Annotated in this window: 22 protein-coding genes; 12 read left to right on the forward strand and 10 right to left on the reverse strand. The window is 61.6% G+C overall.

Annotation, left to right across the window (positions count from 1 at the left end; all coding sequences use genetic code 11):
• Positions 1–90: 90 nt before the first annotated feature.
• Both AC2A1F_RS04755 and AC2A1F_RS04760 read left to right on the forward strand, forming a co-directional pair.
• On the forward strand, positions 91–1,278 hold the full coding sequence (locus tag AC2A1F_RS04755; protein WP_484207599.1) for an RsmB/NOP family class I SAM-dependent RNA methyltransferase: 1,188 nt from the start codon (positions 91–93) through the stop codon (positions 1,276–1,278).
• A 54-nt stretch (positions 1,279–1,332) separates the two neighbouring features.
• Complete coding sequence (locus AC2A1F_RS04760; RefSeq protein ID WP_484207600.1) at positions 1,333–1,839, forward strand: tetratricopeptide repeat protein; 507 nt, start codon at positions 1,333–1,335, stop codon at positions 1,837–1,839.
• Between the two features lie 180 nt (positions 1,840–2,019).
• Here AC2A1F_RS04760 and AC2A1F_RS04765 read toward each other — a convergent pair whose 3' ends face one another.
• Both AC2A1F_RS04765 and AC2A1F_RS04770 read right to left on the reverse strand, forming a co-directional pair.
• A complete protein-coding gene (locus tag AC2A1F_RS04765) occupies positions 2,020–2,511 on the reverse strand; it encodes an RNA pyrophosphohydrolase (RefSeq protein WP_484207601.1) in 492 nt (163 codons plus the stop codon).
• Positions 2,508–3,461 carry an alpha/beta hydrolase gene (locus AC2A1F_RS04770; protein WP_484207602.1) on the reverse strand — a complete coding sequence of 318 codons (954 nt, stop codon included), beginning with the start codon at positions 3,459–3,461 and terminating at the stop codon, positions 2,508–2,510. The genes AC2A1F_RS04765 and AC2A1F_RS04770 overlap by 4 nt, the downstream gene beginning before the upstream one ends.
• A gap of 186 nt (positions 3,462–3,647) precedes the next feature.
• Here AC2A1F_RS04770 and AC2A1F_RS04775 point away from each other — a divergent pair, with 186 nt between their 5' ends.
• The 3 genes from AC2A1F_RS04775 to AC2A1F_RS04785 all read left to right on the forward strand — a co-directional run bounded on the left by AC2A1F_RS04775 (position 3,648) and on the right by AC2A1F_RS04785 (position 7,380).
• A complete protein-coding gene (locus AC2A1F_RS04775; RefSeq protein WP_484208169.1) occupies positions 3,648–4,622 on the forward strand; it encodes a metal-dependent hydrolase in 975 nt (324 codons plus the stop codon).
• A gap of 75 nt (positions 4,623–4,697) precedes the next feature.
• Positions 4,698–6,062, forward strand: coding sequence for a cryptochrome/photolyase family protein (locus AC2A1F_RS04780; RefSeq protein ID WP_484207603.1), 1,365 nt, complete (start codon positions 4,698–4,700; stop codon positions 6,060–6,062).
• Positions 6,063–6,099: 37 nt separating this feature from the next.
• Positions 6,100–7,380 (forward strand): class I SAM-dependent methyltransferase, encoded by a 1,281-nt coding sequence (locus AC2A1F_RS04785; protein WP_484207604.1) that lies wholly within the window; start codon positions 6,100–6,102, stop codon positions 7,378–7,380.
• Positions 7,381–7,527: 147 nt separating this feature from the next.
• Here the strand turns inward: AC2A1F_RS04785 and AC2A1F_RS04790 are convergent, their stop codons facing one another.
• The 3 genes from AC2A1F_RS04790 to purF form a co-directional block, all read right to left on the reverse strand.
• Positions 7,528–7,881, reverse strand: a complete 354-nt coding sequence (locus AC2A1F_RS04790) for a PilZ domain-containing protein (RefSeq protein ID WP_484207605.1) — start codon at positions 7,879–7,881, stop codon at positions 7,528–7,530.
• 89 nt (positions 7,882–7,970) lie between these two features.
• A complete protein-coding gene (locus AC2A1F_RS04795) occupies positions 7,971–8,672 on the reverse strand; it encodes an SDR family NAD(P)-dependent oxidoreductase (protein WP_484207606.1) in 702 nt (233 codons plus the stop codon).
• A 7-nt stretch (positions 8,673–8,679) separates the two neighbouring features.
• A complete protein-coding gene (purF, locus tag AC2A1F_RS04800) occupies positions 8,680–10,185 on the reverse strand; it encodes an amidophosphoribosyltransferase (protein WP_484207607.1) in 1,506 nt (501 codons plus the stop codon).
• A 237-nt stretch (positions 10,186–10,422) separates the two neighbouring features.
• On the opposite strand from purF, the gene AC2A1F_RS04805 reads away from it, so the two are divergent.
• The 6 genes from AC2A1F_RS04805 to AC2A1F_RS04830 all read left to right on the forward strand — a co-directional run bounded on the left by AC2A1F_RS04805 (position 10,423) and on the right by AC2A1F_RS04830 (position 19,392).
• Positions 10,423–11,358, forward strand: coding sequence for an MASE1 domain-containing protein (locus tag AC2A1F_RS04805; RefSeq protein WP_484208170.1), 936 nt, complete (start codon positions 10,423–10,425; stop codon positions 11,356–11,358).
• Between the two features lie 140 nt (positions 11,359–11,498).
• On the forward strand, positions 11,499–12,740 hold the full coding sequence (locus AC2A1F_RS04810) for a lipoprotein-releasing ABC transporter permease subunit (protein ID WP_484207608.1): 1,242 nt from the start codon (positions 11,499–11,501) through the stop codon (positions 12,738–12,740).
• Positions 12,733–13,407 carry an ABC transporter ATP-binding protein gene (locus AC2A1F_RS04815; RefSeq protein WP_484207609.1) on the forward strand — a complete coding sequence of 225 codons (675 nt, stop codon included), beginning with the start codon at positions 12,733–12,735 and terminating at the stop codon, positions 13,405–13,407. The genes AC2A1F_RS04810 and AC2A1F_RS04815 overlap by 8 nt, the downstream gene beginning before the upstream one ends.
• An 85-nt stretch (positions 13,408–13,492) precedes the next feature.
• Entirely contained in the window at positions 13,493–13,981 is a 489-nt protein-coding gene (locus tag AC2A1F_RS04820; protein ID WP_484207610.1) for a glutathione peroxidase, read from the forward strand.
• 173 nt (positions 13,982–14,154) lie between these two features.
• Positions 14,155–17,745 carry a DNA polymerase III subunit alpha gene (gene dnaE, locus AC2A1F_RS04825; protein ID WP_484207611.1) on the forward strand — a complete coding sequence of 1,197 codons (3,591 nt, stop codon included), beginning with the start codon at positions 14,155–14,157 and terminating at the stop codon, positions 17,743–17,745.
• Between the two features lie 21 nt (positions 17,746–17,766).
• A complete protein-coding gene (locus tag AC2A1F_RS04830) occupies positions 17,767–19,392 on the forward strand; it encodes a long-chain fatty acid--CoA ligase (RefSeq protein WP_484207612.1) in 1,626 nt (541 codons plus the stop codon).
• A 64-nt stretch (positions 19,393–19,456) separates the two neighbouring features.
• Here AC2A1F_RS04830 and AC2A1F_RS04835 read toward each other — a convergent pair whose 3' ends face one another.
• From AC2A1F_RS04835 to AC2A1F_RS04855, 5 genes are all read right to left on the reverse strand, one after another.
• The gene (locus AC2A1F_RS04835; RefSeq protein ID WP_484207613.1) at positions 19,457–19,972 is read right to left on the reverse strand and encodes a hypothetical protein; all 516 of its coding nucleotides are present in this window, start codon (positions 19,970–19,972) and stop codon (positions 19,457–19,459) included.
• A gap of 21 nt (positions 19,973–19,993) precedes the next feature.
• A complete protein-coding gene (locus tag AC2A1F_RS04840; RefSeq protein WP_484207614.1) occupies positions 19,994–21,061 on the reverse strand; it encodes a PA0069 family radical SAM protein in 1,068 nt (355 codons plus the stop codon).
• Between the two features lie 125 nt (positions 21,062–21,186).
• Positions 21,187–21,714 (reverse strand): molybdenum cofactor biosynthesis protein B, encoded by a 528-nt coding sequence (moaB, locus tag AC2A1F_RS04845; RefSeq protein ID WP_484207615.1) that lies wholly within the window; start codon positions 21,712–21,714, stop codon positions 21,187–21,189.
• Positions 21,704–23,524: a lytic transglycosylase domain-containing protein gene (locus AC2A1F_RS04850; RefSeq protein ID WP_484207616.1), complete on the reverse strand. Its 1,821-nt coding sequence runs from the start codon at positions 23,522–23,524 to the stop codon at positions 21,704–21,706. Before AC2A1F_RS04850 ends, moaB begins: the two co-directional genes overlap by 11 nt.
• Positions 23,491–24,288: a uracil-DNA glycosylase family protein gene (locus AC2A1F_RS04855; RefSeq protein ID WP_484207617.1), complete on the reverse strand. Its 798-nt coding sequence runs from the start codon at positions 24,286–24,288 to the stop codon at positions 23,491–23,493. Before AC2A1F_RS04855 ends, AC2A1F_RS04850 begins: the two co-directional genes overlap by 34 nt.
• Before the next feature lie 111 nt (positions 24,289–24,399).
• Here AC2A1F_RS04855 and AC2A1F_RS04860 point away from each other — a divergent pair, with 111 nt between their 5' ends.
• Entirely contained in the window at positions 24,400–26,049 is a 1,650-nt protein-coding gene (locus tag AC2A1F_RS04860; protein WP_484207618.1) for an electron transfer flavoprotein-ubiquinone oxidoreductase, read from the forward strand.
• Positions 26,050–26,076 lie beyond the last annotated feature (27 nt).

Below are 26,076 nucleotides of genomic sequence, written 5' to 3' on the forward strand. Positions count from 1 at the left end.
AGCTTCGACAAGCTCAGATGAGCGGGATTTAGTGACAATGCCCCAAGACCCGCCCATGCTGAGCCTGTCGAAGCATCAGGCACCCAAACGATGACGCCCGCCGCGCGCGTTCAGGCAGCGATTGATCTGCTGGACGCCGTCATCGCTGCCGCGCGGGGGCAGGGGGCTTCGGCTGACCGGATTGCGGCAGAGTGGTTCCGGGTGCGGCGCTATGTCGGCTCGAAAGACCGGCGCGCGATCCGGGAACTGGTGTGGAGCGCGATCCGGACCTGTGGGCCGGTTCCTGGATCGGGCCGGGCGGCCATGCTGCGGTTGGCGGCAGACGATCAGGCATTGCACGCGCTGTTTGATGGTTCCAACTATGGCCCCGCGCCGATTGCGCCGGATGAAACCGTGGCCGATGGTGGGATTGCCCCGGAATGGTTGGTCGAGCGCCTCTCAGCTTCTGGCCTTGATGCCGATGATCAGGCCTCGCTGCTGAGCCGGGCACCGCTGGATATCCGCGCCAACACACTGAAAATCTCGCGAGAGGAGTTGCATGCTCGCTTGCCGGTTGAGGCGGAACCAGCCATTGCAACCCATGCCTTGCGGTTGCCATCGGGCTCGGCGGCCGAAAGCTGGCCTGAGTTTGCCGAAGGACTGTTCGAAGTGCAGGACGCGGGCAGCCAGATTGCCTGCATGGCACTGGACGTTCAGCCCGGTGAGGCCGTGGTGGACCTGTGCGCAGGCGCAGGCGGCAAGACGCTGGCTCTGGGCGCAGCCATGGCCAACCGGGGCACGCTGCTGGCTTGTGACATTGATCGGGCGCGCCTTTCGCGCCTGCCCGAACGCGCTGGCAGAGCGGGCGTTTTGGCGGAAACGCGCCTGCTCAATCCGGGGCAGGAATTGGCTATGCTGCATGATTTGCAGGGCCGCGCTGACGCGGTAATGATCGATGCGCCCTGTTCGGGCACCGGCACCTGGCGGCGCAATCCCGAGGCGCGCTGGCGGATCGATGCGAAGGCGATCGATCGTTACTGCGCGATGCAGGCCCATGTCCTTGGTATAGGGGCTGCTTTGGTGCGCCCGGGCGGGCGGCTGACGTATGTGGTCTGCTCGCTGCTGGATGCCGAGGGGACGGACCGGATAGGCGCTTTTCTGGCAGCAAATCCGGAATGGGAGCCTGTGCTTCCGCCGCTGCCTGCGGGCCGCCCGCACCGGCAAGGCTGGCGACTCGTGCCCTTTAGGGACAGGACCGACGGGTTTTTCTTCGCAACACTCGTGCGGCGTGTTAATTGAACTGTCATGCAAGCCGGTTCATTCAGTACGCGTTCCCGGCTCAAGGAGTTGCTGATGCGCTACGCCCCCGTTGCTCTTGCCCTTTCGCTGGTGGTTGGCGTGACCGGGAGCATGGGTGTGGCCCGCAATCCGGTGCCTACAGATCCGCGCGTAGAGGCCTTGCTTAATGCCGGGCGTGTGGAACTGGCCAAAGGCAATGCCGCTGCTGCTACCGACAGTTTTGAAGCTGCGCTGGTGATCAATCCGGCCAGCAGCCCGGCGTTGCTGGGCCTTGCCGATGCCGCGCGCAAGGATGGCCTGCAGGGCAAGGCGATCCATTACTACCGGCAGGTCCTTTCGCGCGAACCGAACAATGTCGTGGCCATCTCTGGCGAAGGCGGCGCAATGGTTGAAAAAGGCGCGGTCGAAAAGGCCAAGCGCAATTTGACCCGGCTTGAAGGTCTGTGTGGAAAAAGCTGCGCTGAAACGGCAGAGCTATCTGCCGCGATTGCGCGCGGGCCTGCGCCAAAGGTGCTTTCGGCAGAGGCCGTAACCACAGACGACAAGATCGAGAATAACTGAAACTTAGTGAAATGCCAGCGTCCCCGCGAAGGCGGGGACCTCGTTCGTGTTACAGAAGGGTCGTGGAAAAGGCCTGAGGCCCCCGCCTGCGCGGGGGCTCCGGAATACAAAACGCTCTGACTTCAAACTCCGCTCATCCTGAGCTTGTCGAAGGATGCAGGCCCAAGCGCCCAGCGCCTCTCAGATCAGATCGCGGAATTCATCCACCACTTGCCGATAGACTCGCTTTTTGAACGGCACGATCAGATCGGGCAGCAGATCCGGCTCAACCCATTTCCATTCTTCGAATTCAGCATGTTCGTGGGCATCAAGGTTGATGTCGGAATCCTCGCCAGCAAAGCGCATCAGCAGCCATTTCTGGCGCTGGCCACGATACTTTCCACCCCACAGTTTGCCGACCAGCAGATCGGGCAGATCATAGAAATGCTCCTCCCGGCTTTCGGCGATGATCGTGACGAGGTGCGCCGGGACGCCGGTTTCTTCCTGCAGTTCGCGCAGGGCGGCGGGGTGCAATTCCTCACCCTCGTCAATACCACCCTGGGGCATCTGCCAGGCGTCCGCATTAACCTCCCGGTTGTCGATCCGCTTGCCCACGAACACGCGCCCGGCGCTGTTCACAAGCATGACACCAACGCACGGACGGTAGGGAAGTCCGGCAAATTCGTTGTTCATCTTAGCCTTTCCAGCAGCAATCTCATGGCTTTGAAGATCGACTGCATGTCTTCCTGCGCGCTTGGTATGGCCTTGCGCACTTGGGTGAAGCCGTGGATCGTCCCCTTCATTTCAAGGAAGACGACTTCGGCTCCGGCCCGGATCAATTCTGCGCCATAGACCCGGCCGCTATCGCGAATCGGATCGAGGCCCGCGGTCACTAGCACTGTTGGCGGTGTCGTCGAATGGTTGCCATAGATCGGATAAGCACGCTTGTCTCCGGTAACAGCCTGATAGGCTTGTGCAAACCATTGCATCGTTGGGGCGTCCAGCAGGAACCCTTCGGCAAAGTGGGCAAAGGATTCGTGATCGGGGCGATCATCCGACAGTGGATAGATCGGCACTTGCATCACAACTGGCACTGCGGCCGGTTGTTCCACCAAAGCTTGCGTCACCACGATGGCGAGGTTGCCGCCTGCCGAATCGCCCATGGGTATTAGCCCGGTAATTTCCCGGCCAAGCGTAGCGGAATTGGCCGCGATCCAGCGTGCCGCCGCCTCGCAATCATCAGGCGCTGCGGGGAAGGGGTGTTCGGGGGCAAGCCGGTAATCGACCGCGATCACTGGCAGGTCGATCTCGGCGGCGATTTCGGTGCAAAGGCTGTGGTGGCTGTCCAGATCACCGATCACGAAGCCGCCACCGTGGAAAAACACCACTGCCGGGCCGGCTTCACGCTCCTCGCGCGCATCATATAGGCGCAGCGGAATGTCACCCGCCGGGCCGGGGCAGGTCAGATCGCGGATTACGGCGAGGTCCCGCGGCGCGGCTTCGGCCAATTGGCCCATGGCAAGATAGCTGGCGCGGGCTGCTTCAAGGCCAAGCTCGCTCATCGGCGGGGCAGCGGTGGCGTTCAGAAAGCCCAGGAAGGCCTGCACGTCAGGGCGCACATAGTGGGTAGCTTGGTCAATCATCGCAGGTCCTCATCCCTTTGGCCGGATTCGTTTTTGACATCTCGGTAAGTTTGCCTTTGCAACTTGCAGGGCAAGTGCGCCCGGAATCAAGTGTTCTGCAGGATTATTGTGCGGGAACCTGATCCTCGCTAGCTTTGCGGATATGGGCTAGGCAGCGTTGAAATTTGATTCCGACAGGAACGGCATCTGGATAACCTCACTCACAGCCTTGCTGGCTGGGCGCTGGCCGAAACGGGCCTGAAGCACCGCACGCGCAAGGGGCTCGCAGCGCTCGTGCTGGCGGCGAACATGCCCGATATCGATGTGTTCTTCGGCTGGGTGCCATGGGCACCGCTGGCAATGCATCGCGGGTTCACGCATGGGCTGGTCGGCGGCGTGGTGCTGATGCCGCCGCTGCTGGCAGGGCTGCTCTGGCTGCTGGACCGATGGCAGGTTCGGCGTGGCCGGATTGCGGAAAGCGCCCCGCCCATGCGCATCGGCTGGCTGGTGGCGCTATGCTACCTCGGTGCGCTGACGCATCCCTTGCTCGATCTGCAGAACGTCTATGCTGTGCAACTGATGTCACCGGCCAGCGAGCGCTGGTTCCACACTGACGGGCTGTTTATCGTCGCTCCGTGGCTGCTGGCATTCCTCGGCCTTGGCATCTGGCTGGCGCGGCGCAAGGGGAAGGGGTGGCCTGCGGGCGTGGCAGTGGGGGCGGCCATGGGCTTTATCCTGCTCAACATCGGGATTTCACGCCTGGCGCATGACGCACTGGTGATGTCCGAACCCTATCCAGTGCCGGACCGCGTCTTTGCATCGCCAGCCCCTTTGCGCTTTTGGCAACGCGAAGTGATTTGGCGGCAGGATGGCGTGATTGGTCGCGCGAACTACAACCCGCTGGTCGCGCTGACTCAGGTACAGGACCGTCAGCCACCTTTGCCTGATGGGATGGCCCATCCAGTGGTCCAGCGCGCTGCGGTATCGAACGCGCAAGTGCGCGATTTCCTCGCGTGGTCGCAGATGCCGTTTGCCACTGTGGCGAGAAAGGGCTGCGCGGGGCAAGTCACCTTTGGCGATGCCCGCTTTGCCAGCCCCGAAATCCGCAGTGGCTTCACGGTTACCGCCGAAATGCAATTGAGCCATGCTGAATGCACTGGCACGGACGGGAACTTGCGATGAAATCGGCACGTGCCTGCCCCAACGGGCAGGTTGGGAAGGCTGGAAAGCGCGGCGCGGTCAGGCCAAGACGCTTGCATGTCTGATCCTGCCATCGTCTGGTTCCGCCGCGATCTGCGCCTTGCCGATCAGGCCGCGCTGCTTGCTGCCGCCGCTGCGGGGCCGGTTATCCCGGTCTATGTGCTTGACGATGATGCGCCGCGCCATCACGCTTTGGGTGGGGCATCGCGCTGGTGGCTGCATCACAGCCTGGCTAGCCTCGACACGGCTTTGCGCGAGCGAGGTTCACGCTTGATTCTGCGCCGGGGCAAGTGCCATGAGGAACTAGCGGCGATCCAGCAAGAGACCGGCGCACGAACCGTCCACGCGCTGCACCATTACGAACCGTGGTGGCGCAATGCCGAACGGGCAGTGGCCAAGGCGATGGAACTGGTGCTGCATCATGGCAATTACCTTGCCCCCGCAGGCACGGTGCTGACCGGCAGCGGCGCGCCTTACAAGATCTACACACCGTTCTGGAACGCCCTCAAAGAGCGCATGCCGCCTGCGCCGCCAAGCCCGGCACCAACGCGCCTTGAAGCTCCAGCCCAATGGCCGCGCAGCGATGTGCTGAATGACTTGGCACTCCTGCCCACCAAGCCCGATTGGGCAGGCGGCATGCGCAGCGCATGGACCCCTGGTGAAGACGGCGCGCTCACCCGGCTCGATGCCTTCGAAAGCCGCGCACGCCAATATGGCGAACGCCGCAATCTGCCATCGCAGGAAGGCACATCGCGCCTGTCCCCGCATCTGCACTTTGGCGAAATCTCCCCGGCCACGATCTGGCATCGCACTGCTGCCGCCGGTGGCTCGGTCGATGTCTTTCTTAGCGAACTGGGCTGGCGCGATTATGCGCAGAACGTGATCGTGCAGTTCCCCCATTACGCCACCAAGAATGCACGTGAAGCCTATGATCGGCTGGAATGGCGCGATGCTGCCGGTGATCTGAAGGCTTGGCAGCAGGGCCGCACCGGCTATCCCATTGTCGATGCCGGGATGCGCGAGTTGTGGCACACCGGCTGGATGCACAATCGCGTGCGCATGATTGCGGCCAGCTTTTTGGTGAAGCACCTGCTGATCGACTGGCGCGAAGGTGAGCGGTGGTTCTGGGATACGCTGGTCGACGCCGACTACGGCTCGAACGCGGTCAACTGGCAGTGGACGGCGGGCACCGGCGTTGATTCAAACATGTTCGTGCGGATCATGGCCCCGCTCACGCAATCGCCCAAGTTCGATGCGGCAGGATATATCCGCAGATGGGTGCCCGAGTTGGCGCAGTTGTCCGATGCCGATATTCACGATCCGGTCTTTCCGCCGCGCGGCTATCCGGCCAAGATCGTGCCCCACGCACAGGCCCGCGCCCGTGCCCTTTCTGCACATGATGCCATGAAGGCGGGAACCTGACCTTGCGCCTTTTCTCCCCTGAAGACATATCGGCCCAATGACCACGCAGACTCCATCGCAAGGCCCTACGCGGGGCGCACATTTGCTGTCTGGAGGATGGAACATGTCCGCCGCCGGACGCTGGCTGGCGCAGCTTTTTTCAGGCTCTTTCAGCAAAGTGGTGGAGCGCATTGACCGCGGGTTGGTCCACGGCACGATCCACGCGGTCCTGCCCGATGGTACGCACCACAGCGTGGGCGGTCGGGGCGACGGACCGGTCGCACGCATCCACCTGAAGAGCTGGAATGCGCTGATCCGGCTTGGCACCGCAGGCTCTATCGGCTGGTACGAAGCGTGGGTTGCAGGGGAATGGGACAGCCCTGATCCCGTGGTGATCTTCGACCTCTTCATGCGCAATGCGGCAACGCTGGGCGATGTTGGCAGAGCCAAAGGGCCATGGCGGCTGGCGGGCCGCGCGCTCAACCTGCTGCGCAAGAATTCCAAGGCGCAGGCGCGGCGCAATATCGCTGCGCACTATGATCTGGGCAACGATTTCTACCGCCTGTGGCTCGATGAATCGATGAGCTATTCGAGCGCGCTGTGGCACGGCATTGCGCCCGATGCCCCGCTGGCACAGGCGCAGGCTAACAAGGTGGACCGCCTCGCCCAGCGGTTGCACCTGTCACCCGGCAGCGAAGTGCTGGAGGTCGGCTGCGGCTGGGGCTATTTGGCGCGGCGCTTTGCCGAAACCACAGGCGCAAGGGTTATCGGAATCAGCCTGTCGGACGAACAATTGGAATGGGCGAGGGATGCACTTGCAGGCTCGGGTCTTTCCGGCATCGATTATCGCCATCAGGACTATCGCGATGCCACTGGGCAATACGATGCGATTGCCAGTGTCGAGATGGTCGAAGCCGTGGGGCGGGAATACTGGCCATCCTACTTCGATTGCCTTGCCCGATGCCTTCGGCCCGGTGGCCGCGCGGCATTGCAATATATCACCATCCGCGATGATCTGTTCCCGGCCTATGCCGCCAGCGCCGATTTCATTCAGGCCTATGTCTTCCCCGGCGGCCTGTTGATCAGCGAGCGCGAATTTGCGCGGCTAGCGGCCGAACGTGGCCTGACCTGGCAAGAACGAGAGGATTTTGGCCCAGACTATGCCCGCACCCTGAAGCTGTGGCGCGATGCGCTGGATCGCGCAGTGGAAGAACAGCGGCTCCCAGCGGGCTTTGATCAGCGCTTTATCGACTTGTGGCGCTACTATCTGATGTATTGCGAAGGTGGCTTCCGGGGCGGTGGGATCAATGTCAGTCAAGTGACATTGGTGAAGCAATGACCTTGCGTTGTTCTACCATTTTAATGCCCCAATGATCCGTTCGTGTCGAGCGAAGTCCAGACACAGGGGGCGGTGTCTCGACTTCGCTCGACACGAACGGGAAACGTCTGTGGGTTGCTATAGAGTCCGCTGGAAAGCGAGGTTAGATCAAACCCGCCGGAACACGCCATCGCCGCGGTAGTGCGCAAGGATGTTGTCATACACGATCGGGCTCAGCAGCTTGTCAAACGCGCAGCCGACGCGGCCTGAATCCCACCATACCACTTCGGATTGCAGGCTTTCCATGCCCGGCAGAGTCAGCCAACAGCGATTGCCATGATGCAGCGGTTGCAGGGCATTGGCGCAAAATCCGCCGAGCGAGATATCCAGGACGACTGTCTGAAAGCTCTTGCCACCGGCAGGGCGGAGCGTGGCTGGCATGTTGATGCGGCGCCGGTTTGCGCTGCGGTCCTCAAGCGCCGCCTGCGCATAGATATCGGTGTTCCAGTCCGTCGCGCTCATCGGCAAGTGCCTCGACCATTTGGCGTCAATGGGCCAACCTTTGGCGCACTGACGTCTTAAAATCGGACAGCTTCGTTAAATTCGCACTATCAGGTCTGGTTAACGCGGATGCGGTGCGGGCTGGCAAATTGTTCACCAAGCAGCGCGACAATGGCGTCAGCCACCACTTCGGGCGGTTTGACGCTTTCCGGGCTTTCACCGGGATAGGCCTTGGCCCGCATCTTGGTGCGGGTGGCGCCGGGATCGACAATCGCCATGCGGATAGATGCGGTATTGCGCACTTCCTGCGCATAGCAGTTCAGCAGCGTGTCAAACGCGGCCTTGGACGCGCCATAGGCCCCCCAATAGGCGCGGGGTTCGGCCCCGACACTGCTGGTAATGCCAATGACGCGGGCATCCTTGCTCTTGCGCAACATGCCGTCAAATCCCGCAAGCAAAGCCTGCGTCGCCAGCACGTTAAGCGTCATCGCCTGATTGAATTCGCGCGCATCGATCTGCCACACCGGGGTCAGCGTCGGCAAAGTGGCGGCGTTGATGACCAGTACGTCAAGCGCGCCCCACCGGCCTGAAATCGCGGTAGCAAGCCGGGCTATTCCATCGGCTTCGGCCAGATCGACCGGCGCAATCGTCGCCTTGCCGCCCGCTTCGAAGATTTCCTCTTCAACCTGTTCCAGCGCCTTGGCATTGCGCGCCACTAGAATGACATGCGCACCGGCGGCGGCCAACGCCTTGGCCGTGGCAGCGCCAATGCCCTGGCTGGCTCCGGTGACGAGTGCGAGTTGCCCTTCCATGCTCATATCAGGCAACCTTACCGATGGGCTTGCCAACAGGCAGCGTCAGCTGGTCGGGATTGTCCCGCTCGGCCAGATCGGTCAGCCGGGTCGGGTATTCGCCGCTGAAGCAGGCGTCGCAATATTGTGGACAGGCTTTGTTGCGTTCAGCTTCTCCCACGGCGCGGTAGAGACCATCGATGGAGACGAAGGCAAGGCTGTCGGCATGGATGAATTCTGCCATGGCCGCCACATCCATACGGGCGGCCAGCAGCTTTGACCGTTCGGGTGTGTCCACGCCATAGAAGCACGAATGTTCGGTCGGCGGGCTGGCAATGCGCATGTGGACTTCGGCAGCGCCGGCCTCGCGCATCATCTGCACGATTTTCAGGCTGGTAGTGCCGCGCACGATGGAATCATCGATCAACACAATCCGTTTGCCCGCCACCAGCGCGCGGTTGGCGTTGTGCTTGCGCTTCACATCGGCATTGCGCGCGCCGTCCGATGGCTGGATGAAGGTACGGCCGACATAGTGCGACCGGATGATGCCCAGCTCAAACGGAATGCCCGATTGCTGCGCATAGCCCAGTGCTGCGGGCACGCCGCTATCGGGCACCGGGATCACCAGATCGGCATTTGCCGGGCTCTCAATCGCCAGCTGCGCGCCGATTTCCTTGCGCACCTGATAGACCGAATGGCCACCCATGACTGAATCCGGGCGACTGAAATAGACGTGTTCAAAGATGCAGGGCCGCGCGGCTGGCGTGCCGAACGGGCGATGGCTGCTGAGTTTGCCATCAAGATCGACCTGAATCAGTTCACCCGGCTCCACTTCGCGGACGAAATCGGCACCGACCACATCAAGCGCCACGGTTTCGCTGGCAAAAACAATGGCATCGCCCAGCTTGCCCATCACCAGGGGCCGTATACCGATGGGGTCACGACAAGCGATCATGCCCTGCGGGGTCATGCAGATTAGCGAATAGGCGCCCTCTACCAGCCGCAGTGCATCGACGAACCTGTCCAGCAGCGTCGGATAGCGGCTTGTTGCCACAAGATGGATGATGACTTCGGTGTCAGAGGTCGATTGGAAAATCGCCCCCTTGCGCACCAGATCGCGCTTCAGGAACATCGCGTTGGAAATGTTGCCATTGTGCGCAATGGAAAAACCGCCCGAGGCCAGATCGGCAAAGAGCGGCTGCACATTGCGCAGGCCCGCGCCCCCGGTGGTGGAATAGCGGACATGGCCAGATGCAACCATGCCGGGCAGTTCGGCAATGGCAGAGCCAGTGGAGAAATTCGCCGCAACATGGCCAATGCCCTTGCGCGAATAGAATTCCTGCCCGTCAAAACTGGTGATGCCCACCGCTTCCTGCCCGCGGTGCTGCAGGGCGTGGAGGCCCAGCGCTACTGTCGCAGCAGCGTCACGAACGCCGAGTACGCCGAAGATGCCGCACTCTTCGCGCAGCTTGTCGTCATCTCCCGGTCCGATATCCCAGGGAGTTTCGTCGGAAAGTTCGATCTGTGAAGTCATGGGTCCTGTGGACTCGCGTGGGCGTTTGCGCGCCGGCCAATGCTGCCGCTCAAATGGCGACGTTTGCCCGCCTTGGCAAGTCCAAGGTTTTACCAACCCTTTCGACAGCACTTGTATCCGGTGTCAGCAGGCCCGGCCATTACCCCGGCCATTACAATGACCCGGCGCGCCGAAATTATGTTGATACAACAATGCCTCGATGCAAAAAATTAACCAGAGTCCGCGCACAGAAACGTGATGCGTAGCGCCCGCCTTCTTGCAGGTCCGGTTGGGGTTTCCCTGACCTATTTCATGTTGGCGGCTGCGGCGGTCACGTTTAGCCGGCTGACCGGGGGCGTTGCCATGGCGTGGATGGCCAGTGCAATGCTGGCCGGGAGGTTGCTGCATCTGCCAAGGCACAGCTGGCTCCCATGGCTCGCAGGCTCTTTTTTTGCCAGCGTGATCGCAACAGGATTTCTCGGACTCGGCTGGGCCGCAGCCATTCCGTTTGCCTTGATCAACATCAGCGAGGGCGCGACGGCCGCGTTGATATGGCGGCGCATCACACGGTCTTTCTGGCCGCATGAGACGTTGGAATGGGTAGCGTCATTCTACATCGGTATCGGGCTGATGGTGCCGCTGATTACTGGCGCCGCAGCTGCCTTTTTCGCATGGTTGCTGCACGATCAGCCCGTTGTGGAAAACTTCTCCCGCTGGATCATCGGTCACGCGCTTGGCTTGCTTGCATGCCTGCCGGTGTTCCACTTCATTTATGGCAGGCTGGGGCGCGGCAAGAGTTTTCTGCCACCGGCCAGCATGCGGCCGCTTGCGGTGCTGGTGGTCGGGACTTTCTTGGCGCTGACAGTCACCGTGTTCCTGCTCGATATGCGGGCTTTGCTGGTGTTTCCCATGATCTATCTTGTGGTTTGCGCTGCCACGCTTCCCGGAGCCATCGTGACGCTGCTGCCGCTGCTGCTTATCTTGATTGGAGGCGGCATGACGGTTTCGGGTTACGGGCCGATTGCCGGTATGGACTTGCCGGAAGTCGACAGACTGCAGTTCTTCCAACTCTATGTGGGCGTCACTGTGCTGGCGGCGCTGCCACTATCGTGCGAGCGGACGAAGCGGCTGGTTGAATTGCGGCACATGCGATCGCGCATCGCCGAATTGGAGCGTGAGCGGGTCCAATATTGATGCAGGCAATATTGCTTAAGGCAGTCTTGGAGAGGGGAACCTGCGGTGGCCATTGCCGTTTGATGCAACTGTCTCTACATCGCAGAGAATAGCCCGGCCGTCGGTTCACGGCTGAAGAATTGCTGCCAAAGGGTTGCTGCTTGATCCTCTCCCCCTTCGAATGGACGATTGCCAAGCGTTACATGCTGCCCGGCCGCGGAGAGGCGTTCATCGCCCTTGTTGCCGGGATCAGCCTTGTGGCGGTCATGCTTGGCGTCGCGGCGCTCGTCATCGTGATGAGCGTTATGAACGGCTTCCGCGCCGAATTGCTCGACAAGATCGTGGGGCTCAACGGCCATGCCATTATCCAGGCCTATGGCGGCAGGCTCGATAACTGGCAGGACATCCTGAAAAAGGTCGAGGCGACGCCCGGCGTCACGCATGTTTCTCCGCTGATCGAACAGCCCCTGCTTGCCAGTTTCAATGGCCGGGTCGAAGCGGTGCTGGTGCGTGGCAATACCGATGGCGATATCAAGCGGCTTGAAGACAAACGCGTTGATGGCGTCATCGCCTCGCTGCGCCCCGGCTCAAACAATGTCGCCCTCGGCTCGCGCCTTGCGCAGAACCTTGGCGCGCGTGTGGGCGATACGATCACCATCATCAACCCACAGGGCCGCGCCACCCCCTTCGGCACCGTCCCGCGCGAGATTGCCTATGTCGTCTCGGCCATCTTTGAAGTGGGCATCTATGACTATGACAACGCCTATGTCGTCATGCCCATTGCGGACGCACAAACGCTGCTCCTGACCGGCGATTCCATCGGCATGATCGAAGTGACCACCACCAACGCCGATACCGTCGCGCAAACCCTCGCCCCGATCACCAAAGAGCTTGAAGGCACCGCCGTTGTCACCGACTGGCGCACCATCAACGCCAGCCTGTTCGAGGCGCTGGCGGTAGAGCGGGTGGCGATGTTCATCGTGCTGTCGATCATCGTGCTGGTGGCCGTGTTCAACATCCTGTCCTCGCTGATCATGCTGGTCCGCGCCAAGACGCGCGACATCGCCATCCTGCGGACGATGGGGGCCACGCGCAAAAGCCTGCTCAAGATCTTCGTGACCATCGGTTTCGTGATCGGCGCACTCGGCACCCTGTCGGGCCTTGGCCTCGGTTTCGTGTTCCTGTTCTTTCGCCAGCCCATCGTCAACGCGGTGCAATGGATCACCGGCCAGAACCTGTGGGATCCCTCGATCCGCTTCCTCACCGAACTGCCGAGCCGGTCAGACCCGGTGGAGATCGCCACGATCAGCGTGATGGCCCTGGTGTTCAGCTTCCTCGCAACGCTCTACCCCGCGATGAAAGCGGCGAGCACGGACCCGGTTCAGGTGCTGCGTTATGAGTAATCCTGTTGTCGTCTTGAAGGACCTGCGCCGCTCGTTCAGCCAAGGCGGCGTTACTATCGACGTGCTGCGTGGCGTGAACCTGGAAATCCAGCCGGGCGAGATTGTCGCGCTGGTCGGCCCATCCGGTTCGGGCAAATCGACGATGCTTCAGGCCATCGGTTTGCTGGAAGGCGGCTTTTCCGGCCTGATCCAGATTGCCGGAACGAACGCGTCCGAACTTTCGGGCGATGCCCGCACCACGCTGCGCCGCGATCATCTGGGCTTCGTCTACCAGTTCCACCATCTGCTGCCCGATTTCAATGCGACCGAGAACGTGGTCCTGCCCCAGATGGTCGCTGGCAAGACCCGCGCAGAGGCCGACGCGCGCGCCACCGAACTGCTCACCGCGCTCGGCCTGTCCAAGCGGCTCGATCACCGTCCTAGCCAGCTTTCAGGCGGCGAACAGCAGCGCGTGGCTGTCGCCCGCGCCTTGGCCAACAGCCCCGAACTGGTGCTGGCCGATGAACCCACCGGCAACCTCGATGAAGCTACCGCCGACCGTGTGCTGGAGGAATTCCTCAAGCTCGTGCGGGGCGAGGGCAGCTCCGCCCTGATCGCCACCCACAACGAACGTCTGGCCCAACGCATGGACCGCGTGGTGCGCCTGCATGAGGGTGTTCTGGAATAGCCGCGCCATCTGGCAGGATTACCCGATTGATCCACTGCGCCCGCCGTGTAACGCTCCAATCAAAGCACCACAGTGGAGTCACCAGATGAGCCAGCCCACCACCATCGCCGATTTCAAGGCAAAGAAACCCAACGGCGAAGCCATCGACCTTGCTGAAAAGCTGGGCAAAGTCCTGCTGGTGGTCAACACCGCGTCCAAATGCGGCTTCACCCCGCAGTATGACGGGCTGGAAAAGCTTCACCAGACCTATGGCGAAAAGGGCTTTGAAGTCCTCGCATTTCCCTGCAACCAGTTCGGCGGGCAGGAGCCCGGCACGGCGGACGAGATCGAAAGCTTCTGCAAGGTCAACTTCGGCCTCAGTTTTCCACTGATGGCCAAGATCGAGGTCAACGGCGACAATGCCGACCCGCTTTACGATTGGCTGAAAAAGGAAGCGCCCGGCCTGCTCGGCAGCAAAGCCGTCAAATGGAACTTCACCAAGTTCCTGATCGGCCGCGATGGCAAAGTCGTGCGCCGCTATGCGCCGACCGACAAGCCTGAGAGCATTGCGAAGGATATCGCGGCGCTGCTCTGAGTTTAGCCATCCTGCTCCCCCGCGAAGGCGGGGGCCTCAGTCGGTTTAAGGCGAGGTTCCGTAACAACACCAAGGTCCCCGCTTTCGCGGGGACGCGATTCTCCCTGAAACAACTGGGGATGATTGCCACACACCCCTCCTGAATCGGGCAGCAAGTTGCTACCTTGCAAACCATGCCCCACGCTCAATTCGTCCCGCTTCGCATCTTCTCCTCTTACACGATGCTCGACGGCGCGATTGACCCGAAGGCTATTGCCAAAACGGCTGCCGAACGCGGCTTCCCCGCCGCTGCTATTACCGACCGCAATGGTCTTTACGGCAGCGTCGCCTATGCCAAGGCGTGCAAGGACATGGGTGTGCAGCCGATCATCGGCACGATGCTCGCGGTCGCCCGCCCGGATCGCGATGGCGCTGCCACCGGCTTCGGCCCTGCTGCACCAACCATCGACTGGCTGGCGCTCTATGCGCAGGATTCCACCGGTTATGACAACCTGTGCCACCTCGTCAGCCGCGCGCACCTCGATCGCCCGCTCGAATTCGAAGCCCACGTCACGCTGGCCGATTTCGTCGGCCACACCGATGGCCTGATCTGCCTCACCGCCGCCGGAGAGGGCGCGCTGGTGCAATTGCTGGCTGGACAACAGCAGGCCGCAGCGCAGGCCTATCTCGACCGGCTGCAAGAACTTTTCCCGCAGCGCCTCTACATCGAAGTTGCCCGCCGCAAGGATGCGCAAGAAGAAGCCGCTGAAGAAGCGCTGATAGATCTGGCCTACGCCCGCGATCTGCCGCTGGTCGCCACGAACCCTGCGCGCTTTGCCGAGCGCGGCTTCTATGATGCGCATGATGCCATGCTCTGCATCGCCAGTTCCACCCACGTCGACAGCACAGACCGTCCGCGCTCCAGCAGGGAATGGTGGATCAAGCCTGCCGAGGTGATGGAGGACCTGTTCAAGGACCTGCCCGAAGCCTTGGCCAACACGCTGGTTGTGGCGCAGCGCTGCGCCGTCATGCCGCCCAAGCGCAAGCCGATCCTTCCCAGCCTTGCCGGCGATCAGGAAGGCGAGGCGCGGCTCTGTGCGACAGACAGCCGCACCGGCCTCGTCCTGCGGTTGAAGCCTTACTATCCCGAAGCCGCGCACGCTGAACTCGAAAGCCTGATCTGTCTCGGCCCCGATGCGCAGCCGGATGCCGCAGACTACCCACAACTCAATGTCGCAGGCGTCTGGGAAGAGGTCATCGGCTACCGTGACCGGCTCGAATTCGAAGTCGGCATCATCAATCGCATGGGCTTTGGCGGGTACTTCCTGATCGTGGCCGATTTCATCAAATGGGCCAAGGAGCAGGGAATCCCGGTAGGGCCGGGGCGCGGTTCGGGTGCAGGTTCGCTAGTAGCTTGGGCGCTGACGATCACCGATCTCGATCCGATCAAGCTTGGCCTGCTGTTCGAACGCTTCCTCAATCCTGAGCGCGTCTCGATGCCAGACTTCGATATCGACTTCTGCGAAACCCGACGGGGCGAAGTGATCCGTTATGTTCAGCGCAAGTATGGCCTCGATCACGTCGCCCAGATCATCACCTTCGGCAAGTTGAAGGCCCGCGCCGTTCTGCGCGACACCGGGCGCATCCTGCAGATGAGCTATGGGCAGACCGACCGCCTGTGCAAGATGGTGCCCAACCATCCCACCGATCCGTGGCCGCTCCCGCGCGCACTGAACGGCGTGTTGGAACTGAAGCGCGAATATGACCGTGACCCTGAGGTCAAGCGCCTGATCGACCTTGCGATGCAGCTTGAAGGCCTTCCGCGCAACAGCTCCACCCACGCGGCAGGCGTGGTGATTGGGGACCGGCCCTTGGCGCAACTGGTGCCGCTCTACCGCGATCCGCGCTCGGACATGCCAGTCACGCAATTCGACATGAAGCATGTCGAGGATGCGGGCCTCGTCAAGTTCGACTTCTTGGGCCTCAAGACGCTGTCGGTGCTGCGCAAAGCGGTGGACCTTATGGGCAAGCGCGGCATCGAAATCGATCTGTCCGCGCTCGCCTGGGACGATGAGCAGACCTACAAGCTGCTGCAATCGGGCGATACGGTCGGCGTGTTCCAGCTGGAATCCGAAGGCATGCGCCGCACACTGGCAGCGGTGAAGCCCACCAACTTCGGCGATATCATCGCACTCGTCTCGCTCTACCGTCCCGGCCCGATGGACAACATTCCGCTGTTTGGCCGTCGCAAGAACGGGCTGGAAGCGATTGAATATCCGCATGAAAAGCTCAGCGTCATTCTGGCGGAGACATACGGAATCTTCGTCTATCAGGAACAGGTCATGCAGGCCGCGCAGATTCTGGCCGGATATTCGCTCGGCGATGCAGACCTGCTGCGCCGCGCAATGGGCAAGAAAGACCAGAAGGAAATGGACGCGCAGCGCCAGCGGTTCGCCGATGGCTGCAAGACCGTTTCGGGCATCGATCAGGCCAAAGCCAACGAACTGTTCGATTTGATCGACAAGTTCGCAGGCTACGGTTTCAACAAATCGCACGCCGCTGCTTACGCGCTGCTGGCCTATCAGACAGCGTGGCTGAAAACGCACTACTCGCACGAATTCTATGCGGCATCGATGTGCTTCGATATGCACCAGTCGGAAAAGCTCTCGGTCTTCGTCGATGACATGCGCCGCAATGGCGTGGCGCTGGCCGGGCCTGATATCAACCATTCCGAGGCGGAATACACGGTGGAGAAAACCAGCGATGGCTTTGCCGTGCGCTATGCCTTGGCGGGCCTGCGCAATGTCGGCGAAAAAGCGATGGAGCAGATCGTGGCCGAGCGGGAGGCCAATGGGCCTTTCGCCTCGCTTGACGATCTGTTCAAGCGCATTCCAGCAGGTTCGATGAACCGCCGCCAGCTGGAAGCTTTGGCCGCAGGCGGTGCGCTCGATTGTCTTGAGCCGAACCGCGCGCAAGTGATCGCCAATGCCGAACTGCTGATGGCCGTGGCCGATGAAGCCGCGCGTTCGCGCACGTCGGGGCAGGGCGGGCTGTTCGGCGGCGATGATCACGCCGCACCCGCCACGCGCCTTGCTGCCACCAAACCGTGGAGCCGGGCCGATCAGATGGCGGCAGAGCGCGAAAACTTCGGCTTCTATTTTGCTGCGCACCCGGTGGAGGAATACCGCGCGGTCGCCTCGGCCAATGGCGCGCGGTCCTATGGCAGTCTGATGAGCGGCGAGGGGGAACCCGGCGGACGGTCCGCGGCGGTCATGGCGGCGCTGGTGGAGAACGTGCAGAAGCGCAAGACGAAGAAGGGCAAGGACTTCGTCATGGCCGATTTTTCGGACAATTCCGGCCTGTTTTCCGCCTCTTGCTTTGAAGAAGCGCTGGTCGAACCGTTCCAGCAATGGGCAAAGGACGGCATTTGCGTGCTGCTCAATGTCGAACTGGACCGGCCCAACCCGGACGAGCCGCCGCGCATCACCGTGCGCGGTGCGCGTCCGCTGGCCTCGGTCAGCAGCGCTTCGCAGATGCAGTTGAAACTGGATGTCAGCAACCCGCAGGCGATTGCCGAACTGGCCCTACTGCTGCCACGCGGGTCCGGCGCGCGGGGAGAAGTGCTCGCCCGTTTGCGCACCGGCGGGCCGAAGGAACCGCTCATTCGGCTTGGCAATGATTTTAAACTGGACAGCGACTTAATCGAACGATTGATTCCGATAGAGGGACTTGCCAATGTGTCCCTGACCGCAAGACCGGAACGGCATCTGCGGCTGGTCGAATAGACGCCTATCGGGAGAGAGAAAATGCAGCAGGCCCAAGGCCATCTTGGTTCGATGCAGGACTGGAAACTGCGCGTTACCCACCTGATCGATCACGCCGCGCGCGAACATTCTGCGCGCGAGATCGTCAGCCGCTGGGCCGATGGCAGCGAAACCCGCACCACCTGGGCAGGCGTGCGCCATGATGCGCTGCGCATGACGCAGGCCTTGCGCAAGCTGGGCGTGCAGCCGGGGGATCGAATCGCCACGCTGGCGATGAACCATCACCGCCATCTTGTTTCATGGTATGGCGCAGTGGGCGTAGGTGGCATCCTGCACACGCTGAACCCGCGCCTGTTCGATGATCAGCTCGAATATATCGTCAACCACGCCGAAGACCGCGTGATGCTGTTCGACAAGGTATGGGCGCCCATTGTCGAACGTATGAAGCCGCGCTGGCCGACGGTTGAGCACTACATCTGCTATGACAGCAGCGAACCTGCGATCCATTTCGAAGAGTGGATCGGCCCCGAGGATGGCCAGACCGAATGGCATGACGGGGACGAGCGCGATCCGTGCATGCTGTGCTACACCAGCGGCACCACCGGCAATCCCAAGGGCGTGCTTTACGAACATCGCTCCACCATGTTGCATGCAATGATGGCGATCAGCCCGGTCGTGTTCGGCATGGATTCGCGCACCGTCATGCTGCCCATCGTGCCGATGTTCCATGCGGCCAGTTGGGGTCTGCCGTGGGCAGGAGCAGCGGCGGGGGCGAAGTTCGTCTACTCGGCAGTCAATGAAGGCGCGGTTCTGTGCGATCTGATGAACCGCGAAAAGGTCACTTGCTCGGCTGGCGTTCCCACCGTGTGGCTGGCGCTGCTGCAGCATGTTGATGCCACAGGCGGTGAAATTCCGCCGTCTTTGCAAACGGTTGTCTGCGGTGGCTCAGCCATGCCGCGTGCGATGGTGGAGCGCTTCATGCGCAGTGGCCGCCGTGTGGCGCATGCCTGGGGCATGACCGAAACCTCACCCATCGGCACCACGGGTGCCGAGACGTGGGATTGGGACGAACTGACTTTTGACGAACAAGTGACCGTCAAGGCGATGCAGGGACGCCCGCCCTTCGGCGTCGAAATCCGCTGCGTCGATCTGGGCGATCCCGAAAAAGTCCTGCCGCGTGATGGCGAGACGTCTGGCGCGCTGCAAGTGCGCGGGCCGTGGGTGGTCAAACGCTACTTCAAGGCTGAGGCCGATGCGGTGGTCGCGGGCCAGTGGTTCGATACCGGCGACGTCGGCCTGATCCACCCCGACGGCACGCTGCAACTGACCGACCGCACCAAGGACGTGATCAAATCGGGCGGCGAATGGATCAGTTCGGTCGAATTGGAAAACGCAGCTGTGGGCCACCCTGCCGTGGCTGAGGCGGCTGCGATTGGTGTGTTTCATCCCAAGTGGGACGAACGGCCCTTGTTGGTAGTGGTGACCAAGCCGGGCATGCAAGTGACGCAGACGGAGCTGAAAGCCTTCCTGTCTCAACACGTTGCCAAGTGGTGGGTGCCCGATGCGGTCGCTTTCGTTGACCAGATCCCGCACACCGGCACTGGCAAGATCAGCAAGAAAGACCTTCGCGATCAGTTCCGTGAGTATACTTGGAGCGAAGTCGCCTGAAGTGCACCTAGATGCACCTAGGTGCACCAAACCGCGTGCGGGCGGGCGATACAATCGCCAAACGTTAGCCCGGCAAGCGGATGATCTGGTTGGGCGATCCGACCGGCAAGTGGACCTGATAGTAATACTTGCCGGTCGGCTGACCATTGTCGGTAAAATCAACGCGAACCTGCTTGGCAATGCCGCGCACGATCACGCGGCGGCCTTCGAAGTGCTTGCGCACCGCTTCGGGATCGGCACTGCCTGCCATCGCCTTTGCTGTGGCCATCGGCATGACGACGGTGAGGCAATTGCGATCGCGGTAATCGGTTTCGGAATTGAGGAAAACGCGCTCCTTTTCAAAGCCTACGGCCTTGATTGGCAGGGCAAATTCCCCGGCCACTCCAGCGCGGTCGCCAAGGTAGGAGGCAAAGGTGACTGCTTCGATCGGGTTCAGGCAGCCTTGTGCGCAAGGTTTGGGCCGTTCGCGCTTTTCCGAAGCGGGGGCCGGTGTCGGCGGTGAGGGGATGCTCTCAGGCAGCGCTGCGGCGGGCACCGAGGTGAGCATGATTGCTCCTAAAGCCAGGAATTTCAACACCATAGACCACCTCCATCAATCGCACTATAACAGCCGCAATTGCCCGTCCAAGGCCGGTGCGATGAATTGAGAGCAATCGAGATCGACATGCGCCTTGCCAATGCCGTGTTTGCGGCAGGCGATGCGGAAGCGGGTGCGGGTGAGATCGGCCCAGGTGCCTTGGGGTTTCATGCGGGTGAAAAACTGCGAGTCATTGTCCTTCCCACCGCGCACCGACTGGACGATGGACATGACCTTGGCCGCGCGATCGGGGAAGTGCGTGTCCAGCCATTCGCGGAACAGCGGGGCGACTTCGTGGGGCAGTCGCAGCATGATCCAACTGGCAGAGCGCACGCCACGTTCGGCAGCGGCGGCGAGGATGCCTTCGATGAACTGGTCGGTTATCGCGGGGATGATGGGTGAGACCGAGACATGCGTCGGTATTCCCGCCGATACGAGTTTTTCCAGCGCGTCGAGACGCTTGAGAGGCGAACTTGCGCGCGGTTCGAGCAGGCCTGACAGGCGCGGATCGAGGCTGGTGACCGACACGCCCACCGCCGTCAGCCGATGCCGCGCCAGTTCTGCCAGCAGATCCAGATCGTCGAGCACACGGGCTGACTTGGTGGTGATCGTCACCGGGTGGCGCAGTTCCAGGCACAGTTCGAGCACGGCCCGCGTGATCCGGTAGCGCGCTTCGATGGGCTGGTAGGGATCGGTATTGGTGCCCATGGCGATGGGGGCCGGGACATAGCCCTTCTTTGCCAAAGTCTGCCGCAGGAGCTTTGCTGCATCGGGTTTGGCAAAGAGCTTTGTTTCGAAATCAAGGCCGGGAGACAGATCGTGGAAGGCGTGGCTGGGCCGCGCGTAACAATAGATGCAGCCATGTTCGCAGCCGCGATAGGCATTGACCGAACGGTCGAACGGAATGTCGGGCGATGTGTTAAACGTCAGAATCGAGCGCGGATGCTCTTCGGTGATGGTGGTGCGCAGTTTGGGGCCGGGACCGTCAACGTCCTCGCGCCCGTCAAGCCAATCGCCATCAGCCTCACGCGTGGCGAGCCCGAAGCGGGTGGGGACATTGCTTGATTGCGCGCCTCTGCCATGGATGGACATGGTGCAGTTAGAACATAAGCAGAACGATTGTGCAAGTGACCGACGATTATCCTTTCAAATCTGGACGCTTCCCGAATGGATGTATGGGAAAGTACAGTGCGAAAGCCAAATGGTCTTGGAAAAACCTACTTTTCCAGCAGCCTCGGCATCAGTTCCACAAAGTTGCAGGGACGGTTGCGGCTGTCGAGTTGTTCGTCAAGGATGCCGTCCCATCCGTCCTTCACCGCGCCATTCGATCCGGGGAGCGCGAAGATATAGGTTCCGCGGGCCACCACGGCGCAGGCGCGGGACTGGATCGTGCTGGTGCCGATGGTCTTGAAGGATAGCCAGCGGAACAGCTCGCCAAAGCCCGGAATATCGCGGGTTTTCACGCGGTCTAGCGCTTCGGGTGTAACGTCACGCCCAGTCAAGCCAGTGCCGCCGGTGATGACAACGGCATCAACACCGCGATCATCGATCCAGTTGTTCAACCGGCTGACGATGCGGTCTGCCTCGTCCCTTTCAATGGCGCGGGCGATCAGCTTGTGGCCCTTGGCCTTGATCCGCTCGGCCAGAATGTCGCCCGAAGTATCCTCCGCCGGGCCGCGCGTGTCTGAAACAGTCAGCAGGGCGATGTTGATAGGCTTGAATTCACGCGAGGTATCAATTGCCACGCCATGCGACCTTTACGTTTTCAGGCCGGACGTTTTCAGAACCACCAAGGCCCGGAAACTTGGGCCACATGCCCTGGACCAGCCCGATGCGGCTTTCCGAGGGGCCACCGGCCTGCCGTTCATACATCCAGTAGTTGCGCATCACGATGGCAACATAACCGCGCGTTTCCCAATAGGGAATGGATTCCATCCACAGCAACGGATCGGTGCCGCCGCGAATTTCGGTGTTCCAGCGGCTGATTGGCAGTGGCCCTGCGTTATATGCTGCCATCACTTTGGGCAGGAGGCCCTGCGTGGCATCGCTATCGCGCAAGTGCTGCAGATATTGCTGGCCGAACGCGAGGTTGATGTCGGGCGAATCAAGCTGCGTATCGCGCCCGGCCATGGCCGGATCAACCTTGGCCATATCGCGCGCAGTGCCGGGGCGCAGCTGCATCAGGCCCTTGGCTCCAGCAGGGCTGACCACCGATGTGCGGAAGTTCGATTCCTGCAGCGAATGCGCAAACAGCAGCGCGGGATCGACGCGCCACCCGGTGGCAGGCGTCCACTTTGGCGCCGGGAACCGGGCCGCTTCGTCCGGGCGCGCGCCCGAAGGCGCGTTATAGGCCATCCACAGCTGCGTGGAAGGAAGACCCAGATCGCGGGCAAGGCGCGATAGCGGGGCATATTGGCCGGGCGCGCCGATGCGGGCCTGATGGCGTAGCACTTCGTCAGCCAGACCGTCCTTGCCGATTTCAGCAAGTTGCACGGCGGTGCGAATATTCGGCACATCGCGCAGCGCCTGCCAATCGCTTGCCGAAAAATCGGGAGCGGAAGCGGGTTGCGCATCGCGCAGGCCAAGAGCCTCGGCCGCCATCATGCCATAAAGTGTATCGCGATAGCGCGAGGCGCTGCGCAGGCTGGCAGAAACCCTTTCCGGCTTGCGGCAGCGCGTCCATGCGCGGCTGGCCCAATAATGTGCGGACGATGCGAGTTCATCGTTGTGAGCCGAACCTGCGACTTTTTCGAAAGCATCGGCGGCGGCAAGGCAATCACCCAACCGCCAGCTTGCCAGACCCACCGTCCACATGGCTTCGGACACCCAAGGCCCGTTGGCCTCTTCTGCGGTAAGCGAAATGGCGCGGGCGGTGGCATCGTCATTTTCGATGTAAAATGCCCAGCCCACCTTCTGTCGCCATTCGGCCCGGGCTTCCGACGACAGCGTGGCATCGACGCCATCGAGCAGGACACGCGCGCCGACGGGATCATCGAACTTGATGCTATCCTGAATCGCGGCGGCGACGCTGGCAGGCATCGTGCCATCATCGATCGAACGCGGGCGAATGCGCTTCGATACGGTGGGCAGGGAAACGAGGCGTTGTGCCTGCGGCAGGTCCGGCAATTCGCTGGCTCCGCGCTTGAGCGCAAGACGGCTAAGCTGTTCGGCCCAAGGCAGGTCCGGGGCTTTGGTCAGAACCTCGGTAAGCGGCGCAAGTTCAGCCTTGGGCGAAGTGGCGGCAAGCATGTATTGCGCGCGGGCCACGGCGTGGAGCGGGCCATCGGCGCGCTGGGCGAACAGCGCCTGAACTTTCGTCCAATCCTGCTGATCGATCGCGGTGAACAGCGTCTTGTAATACCCGCGATCATCCGCGCTGAGCAGGGTGGGCACTGCTGTGCGGGCGGCGCGGCCACGGAAGTAATCGACCGCCGCGCTGTTGGCCTGCGCGGGAACTGCCGATAACGCGACCGGCAATCCTGCCAGCGCGATCAATCCAATTCTGGTGACTCGAGCGATTTTCAAAACGTTTCGGTCCCCGTCCATTCGAGCCATCTGCTCCACAAGCGTTCCTTGAGAGCAGGGCGCGCCAGCATGGCTTCCAAGTCCCATGAAGGAAGCGCGGCAAGTGGTGACCCGTCTTGATTAATTGCGCGTAAACTTTGAGCCTTATTCGTTGGATCGTGGCCAAGAAGCGCTGAAATGCCGGAATTGCCCAGGATCAGTAATCGCTGGGGCGCGGCGAGCGCGATATGGTGCATTAACACTTCGCCAAGCCCACCTTGATGGAACTGCGCCCAATCGGGCATAGGCACATGGGCAGGCAGGGCAGAGGCGATGTAAGTTTGCGCGCGGGATTGCCCGACTGCGGCCAGCAACGCATCAAGCAAGCGTCCGGCGCGGCCATCCAGAATGGTATCTTTGTCATCGGCAGAGGGCATCGGCACCAAGACCATGAGGGCCGCGTTGGCCGGGCCTTGTGGCGCGAAACGGCGCAGGCCGGCAGGCGCCAGTGATGCTTCTGCCAGCCACCACGGCACAAAGGCCTCCAGCGTTTGTGGCCATGCGGTGCGGTCAAGCTGAGGGGGGGCGACAGGTGATTCGCTGGCGGCCAGAGATTTGTCGCGAGGTTTCTGGTCCCGTGGCGTGGCCGGTGTGAGGGGCTGGTCGCCAACTTTGCCCAAAGCGTTTTGCGCAGCCAGCCAATCGACGGGTTTATCGACAAAGGCATGATCGATCCCGGCATCCCGCCACCATTCCAGCGAAGCCGTAACGGCAGCGCTCCAATCGGTGGCTTGAGGGGTAGCGGTATCGGGCAACTTGTGCGTCCTTCTGGTCCAATTTGCGGTCTTGACCTTGCCAGTGGCCTCTTACAAGGCTCAACCGCAATTCAAATGCGCAATTAGCGATCAGTCGGGAGTTATCGAGGCATGAGCGAACGGGAATCGATGCCGTATGACGTCGTCATCGTCGGTGGCGGGCCAGCAGGCCTTGCCGCTTCGATCCGGCTGAAGCAGGCCAATCCCGATGTTTCGGTCTGCGTGCTGGAAAAGGGTTCGGAAATCGGCGCGCACATCCTTTCGGGCGCGGTGGTCGATCCCAAGGCGCTTGACGAGCTTTTCCCCGAATGGCGCACGATGGGCTGCCCGATGGCCGAAGTGCCGGTGACCGACAACTGGCATTGGGTACTGAGCAAGTCTGGCAAGACCAGCATTCCGCACTGGCCGATGCCTCCGTTCATGTCGAACGATGGCAACTATACTGGCTCGCTGGGCAATCTGTGCCGCTGGCTTTCGGAACAGGCGATGGAACTGGGCGTGGAAATCTTCCCCGGCTTTCCCGCTGCCGAAGTGCTGTTTGACGAAAGCGGCGCGGTTATGGGCGTTGCCACCGGTGATATGGGCGTGGGCAAGGATGGCGAGAAGAAGCCGGACTATCAGCCCGGCATGGAACTGCATGCCAAGTACACGCTGTTTGCCGAAGGCGCTCGCGGCAGCCTGACCAAGCGGTTGAAGGCGCACTTCGATCTTGAGCGCGATTGCCAGCCACAAGTTTATGGCATTGGCATCAAGGAGCTGTGGGACATCGATCCCGAAAAACACGTGCCGGGCCGCGTGATCCACACACAGGGCTGGCCGCTTTCGGAAAGCAATTCGTGGGGCGGCGGGTTTCTGTATCATCAGGCGAACAACCAGGTGGCGCTGGGCTTTGTCACAGCGCTCGATTACGCGAACCCTTATGTATATCCGTTCGAGGAGTTCCAGCGCTGGAAGCAGCACCCGGAAATCCGGGCGATTCTGGAAGGCGGGCGGCGCGTTTCGTATGGCGCCCGGGCGATTAACGAAGGCGGCTGGCAATCAGTGCCGCGCCTGTCGTTCCCCGGCGGCGCATTGATCGGGTGTTCGGCTGGCTTCGTAAACGTGCCGCGCATCAAGGGCAGCCACACCGCAATGAAGAGCGGGATGCTGGCCGCCGATGCGATCGTGACGGCAATTGCTGCGGGGCGCGAGAAGGACGACATGGTGGAATATGACACCGCCGTGCGCGAAAGCTGGATCGCCAAGGAACTGAAGCAGGTTCAGAACGCACAGCCGCTGGTGGCCAAGTTCGGCGGCGAACTGGGCACGGTGCTGGCAGGTGCTGACATGTGGCTGCGCACGATCGGTGGCTTCGGCATCTGGAAGCCGATGAAGCACCACAAGGACGCCGAGGCCACGCAGCGCGCCGATCTGTTCAGGCCGATTGCTTATCCCAAGCCCGATGGCGTGATCACGTTCGACCGTCTCACCAGCGTGGCGTTTTCCTATACCAACCACGAGGAAGATCAGCCGTGCCATCTGGTGCTGAAAGATCCCACCGTACCGACGCGGATCAACCTGCCAATCTACGCCGGGCCTGAGGCGCGGTATTGCCCGGCGGGTGTGTATGAATATGTGGGTGTGGAAGAAGGTAACCCGCGCCTGCAGATCAACGCCCAGAACTGCGTCCACTGCAAGACCTGCGATATCAAGGACATGACGCAGAACATCGAGTGGGTAACGCCAGAGGGCGGCGGCGGGCCGAACTATCCGAATATGTGAGGTGTAATTCCTCCCCGAAACGGGGAG

Source organism: Novosphingobium sp. HNCC26BN242, from assembly GCF_057180525.1.

Bases quoted from the DNA above. Each gene is read 5' to 3' on its own strand.
- AC2A1F_RS04755 (WP_484207599.1), top strand. From the start codon at position 91: ATGACGCCCGCCGCGCGCGTTCAGGCAGCGATTGATCTGCTGGACGCC.
- AC2A1F_RS04760 (WP_484207600.1), top strand. From the start codon at position 1,333: ATGCGCTACGCCCCCGTTGCTCTTGCCCTTTCGCTGGTGGTTGGCGTG.
- AC2A1F_RS04765 (WP_484207601.1), bottom strand. From the start codon at position 2,511: ATGAACAACGAATTTGCCGGACTTCCCTACCGTCCGTGCGTTGGTGTC.
- AC2A1F_RS04770 (WP_484207602.1), bottom strand. From the start codon at position 3,461: ATGATTGACCAAGCTACCCACTATGTGCGCCCTGACGTGCAGGCCTTC.
- AC2A1F_RS04780 (WP_484207603.1), top strand. From the start codon at position 4,698: ATGTCTGATCCTGCCATCGTCTGGTTCCGCCGCGATCTGCGCCTTGCC.
- AC2A1F_RS04785 (WP_484207604.1), top strand. From the start codon at position 6,100: ATGACCACGCAGACTCCATCGCAAGGCCCTACGCGGGGCGCACATTTG.
- AC2A1F_RS04790 (WP_484207605.1), bottom strand. From the start codon at position 7,881: ATGAGCGCGACGGACTGGAACACCGATATCTATGCGCAGGCGGCGCTT.
- AC2A1F_RS04795 (WP_484207606.1), bottom strand. From the start codon at position 8,672: ATGGAAGGGCAACTCGCACTCGTCACCGGAGCCAGCCAGGGCATTGGC.
- purF (WP_484207607.1), bottom strand. From the start codon at position 10,185: ATGACTTCACAGATCGAACTTTCCGACGAAACTCCCTGGGATATCGGA.
- AC2A1F_RS04805 (WP_484208170.1), top strand. From the start codon at position 10,423: ATGCGTAGCGCCCGCCTTCTTGCAGGTCCGGTTGGGGTTTCCCTGACC.
- AC2A1F_RS04815 (WP_484207609.1), top strand. From the start codon at position 12,733: ATGAGTAATCCTGTTGTCGTCTTGAAGGACCTGCGCCGCTCGTTCAGC.
- AC2A1F_RS04820 (WP_484207610.1), top strand. From the start codon at position 13,493: ATGAGCCAGCCCACCACCATCGCCGATTTCAAGGCAAAGAAACCCAAC.
- dnaE (WP_484207611.1), top strand. From the start codon at position 14,155: ATGCCCCACGCTCAATTCGTCCCGCTTCGCATCTTCTCCTCTTACACG.
- AC2A1F_RS04830 (WP_484207612.1), top strand. From the start codon at position 17,767: ATGCAGCAGGCCCAAGGCCATCTTGGTTCGATGCAGGACTGGAAACTG.
- AC2A1F_RS04835 (WP_484207613.1), bottom strand. From the start codon at position 19,972: ATGGTGTTGAAATTCCTGGCTTTAGGAGCAATCATGCTCACCTCGGTG.
- AC2A1F_RS04840 (WP_484207614.1), bottom strand. From the start codon at position 21,061: ATGTCCATCCATGGCAGAGGCGCGCAATCAAGCAATGTCCCCACCCGC.
- AC2A1F_RS04850 (WP_484207616.1), bottom strand. From the start codon at position 23,524: ATGGCTCGAATGGACGGGGACCGAAACGTTTTGAAAATCGCTCGAGTC.
- AC2A1F_RS04860 (WP_484207618.1), top strand. From the start codon at position 24,400: ATGAGCGAACGGGAATCGATGCCGTATGACGTCGTCATCGTCGGTGGC.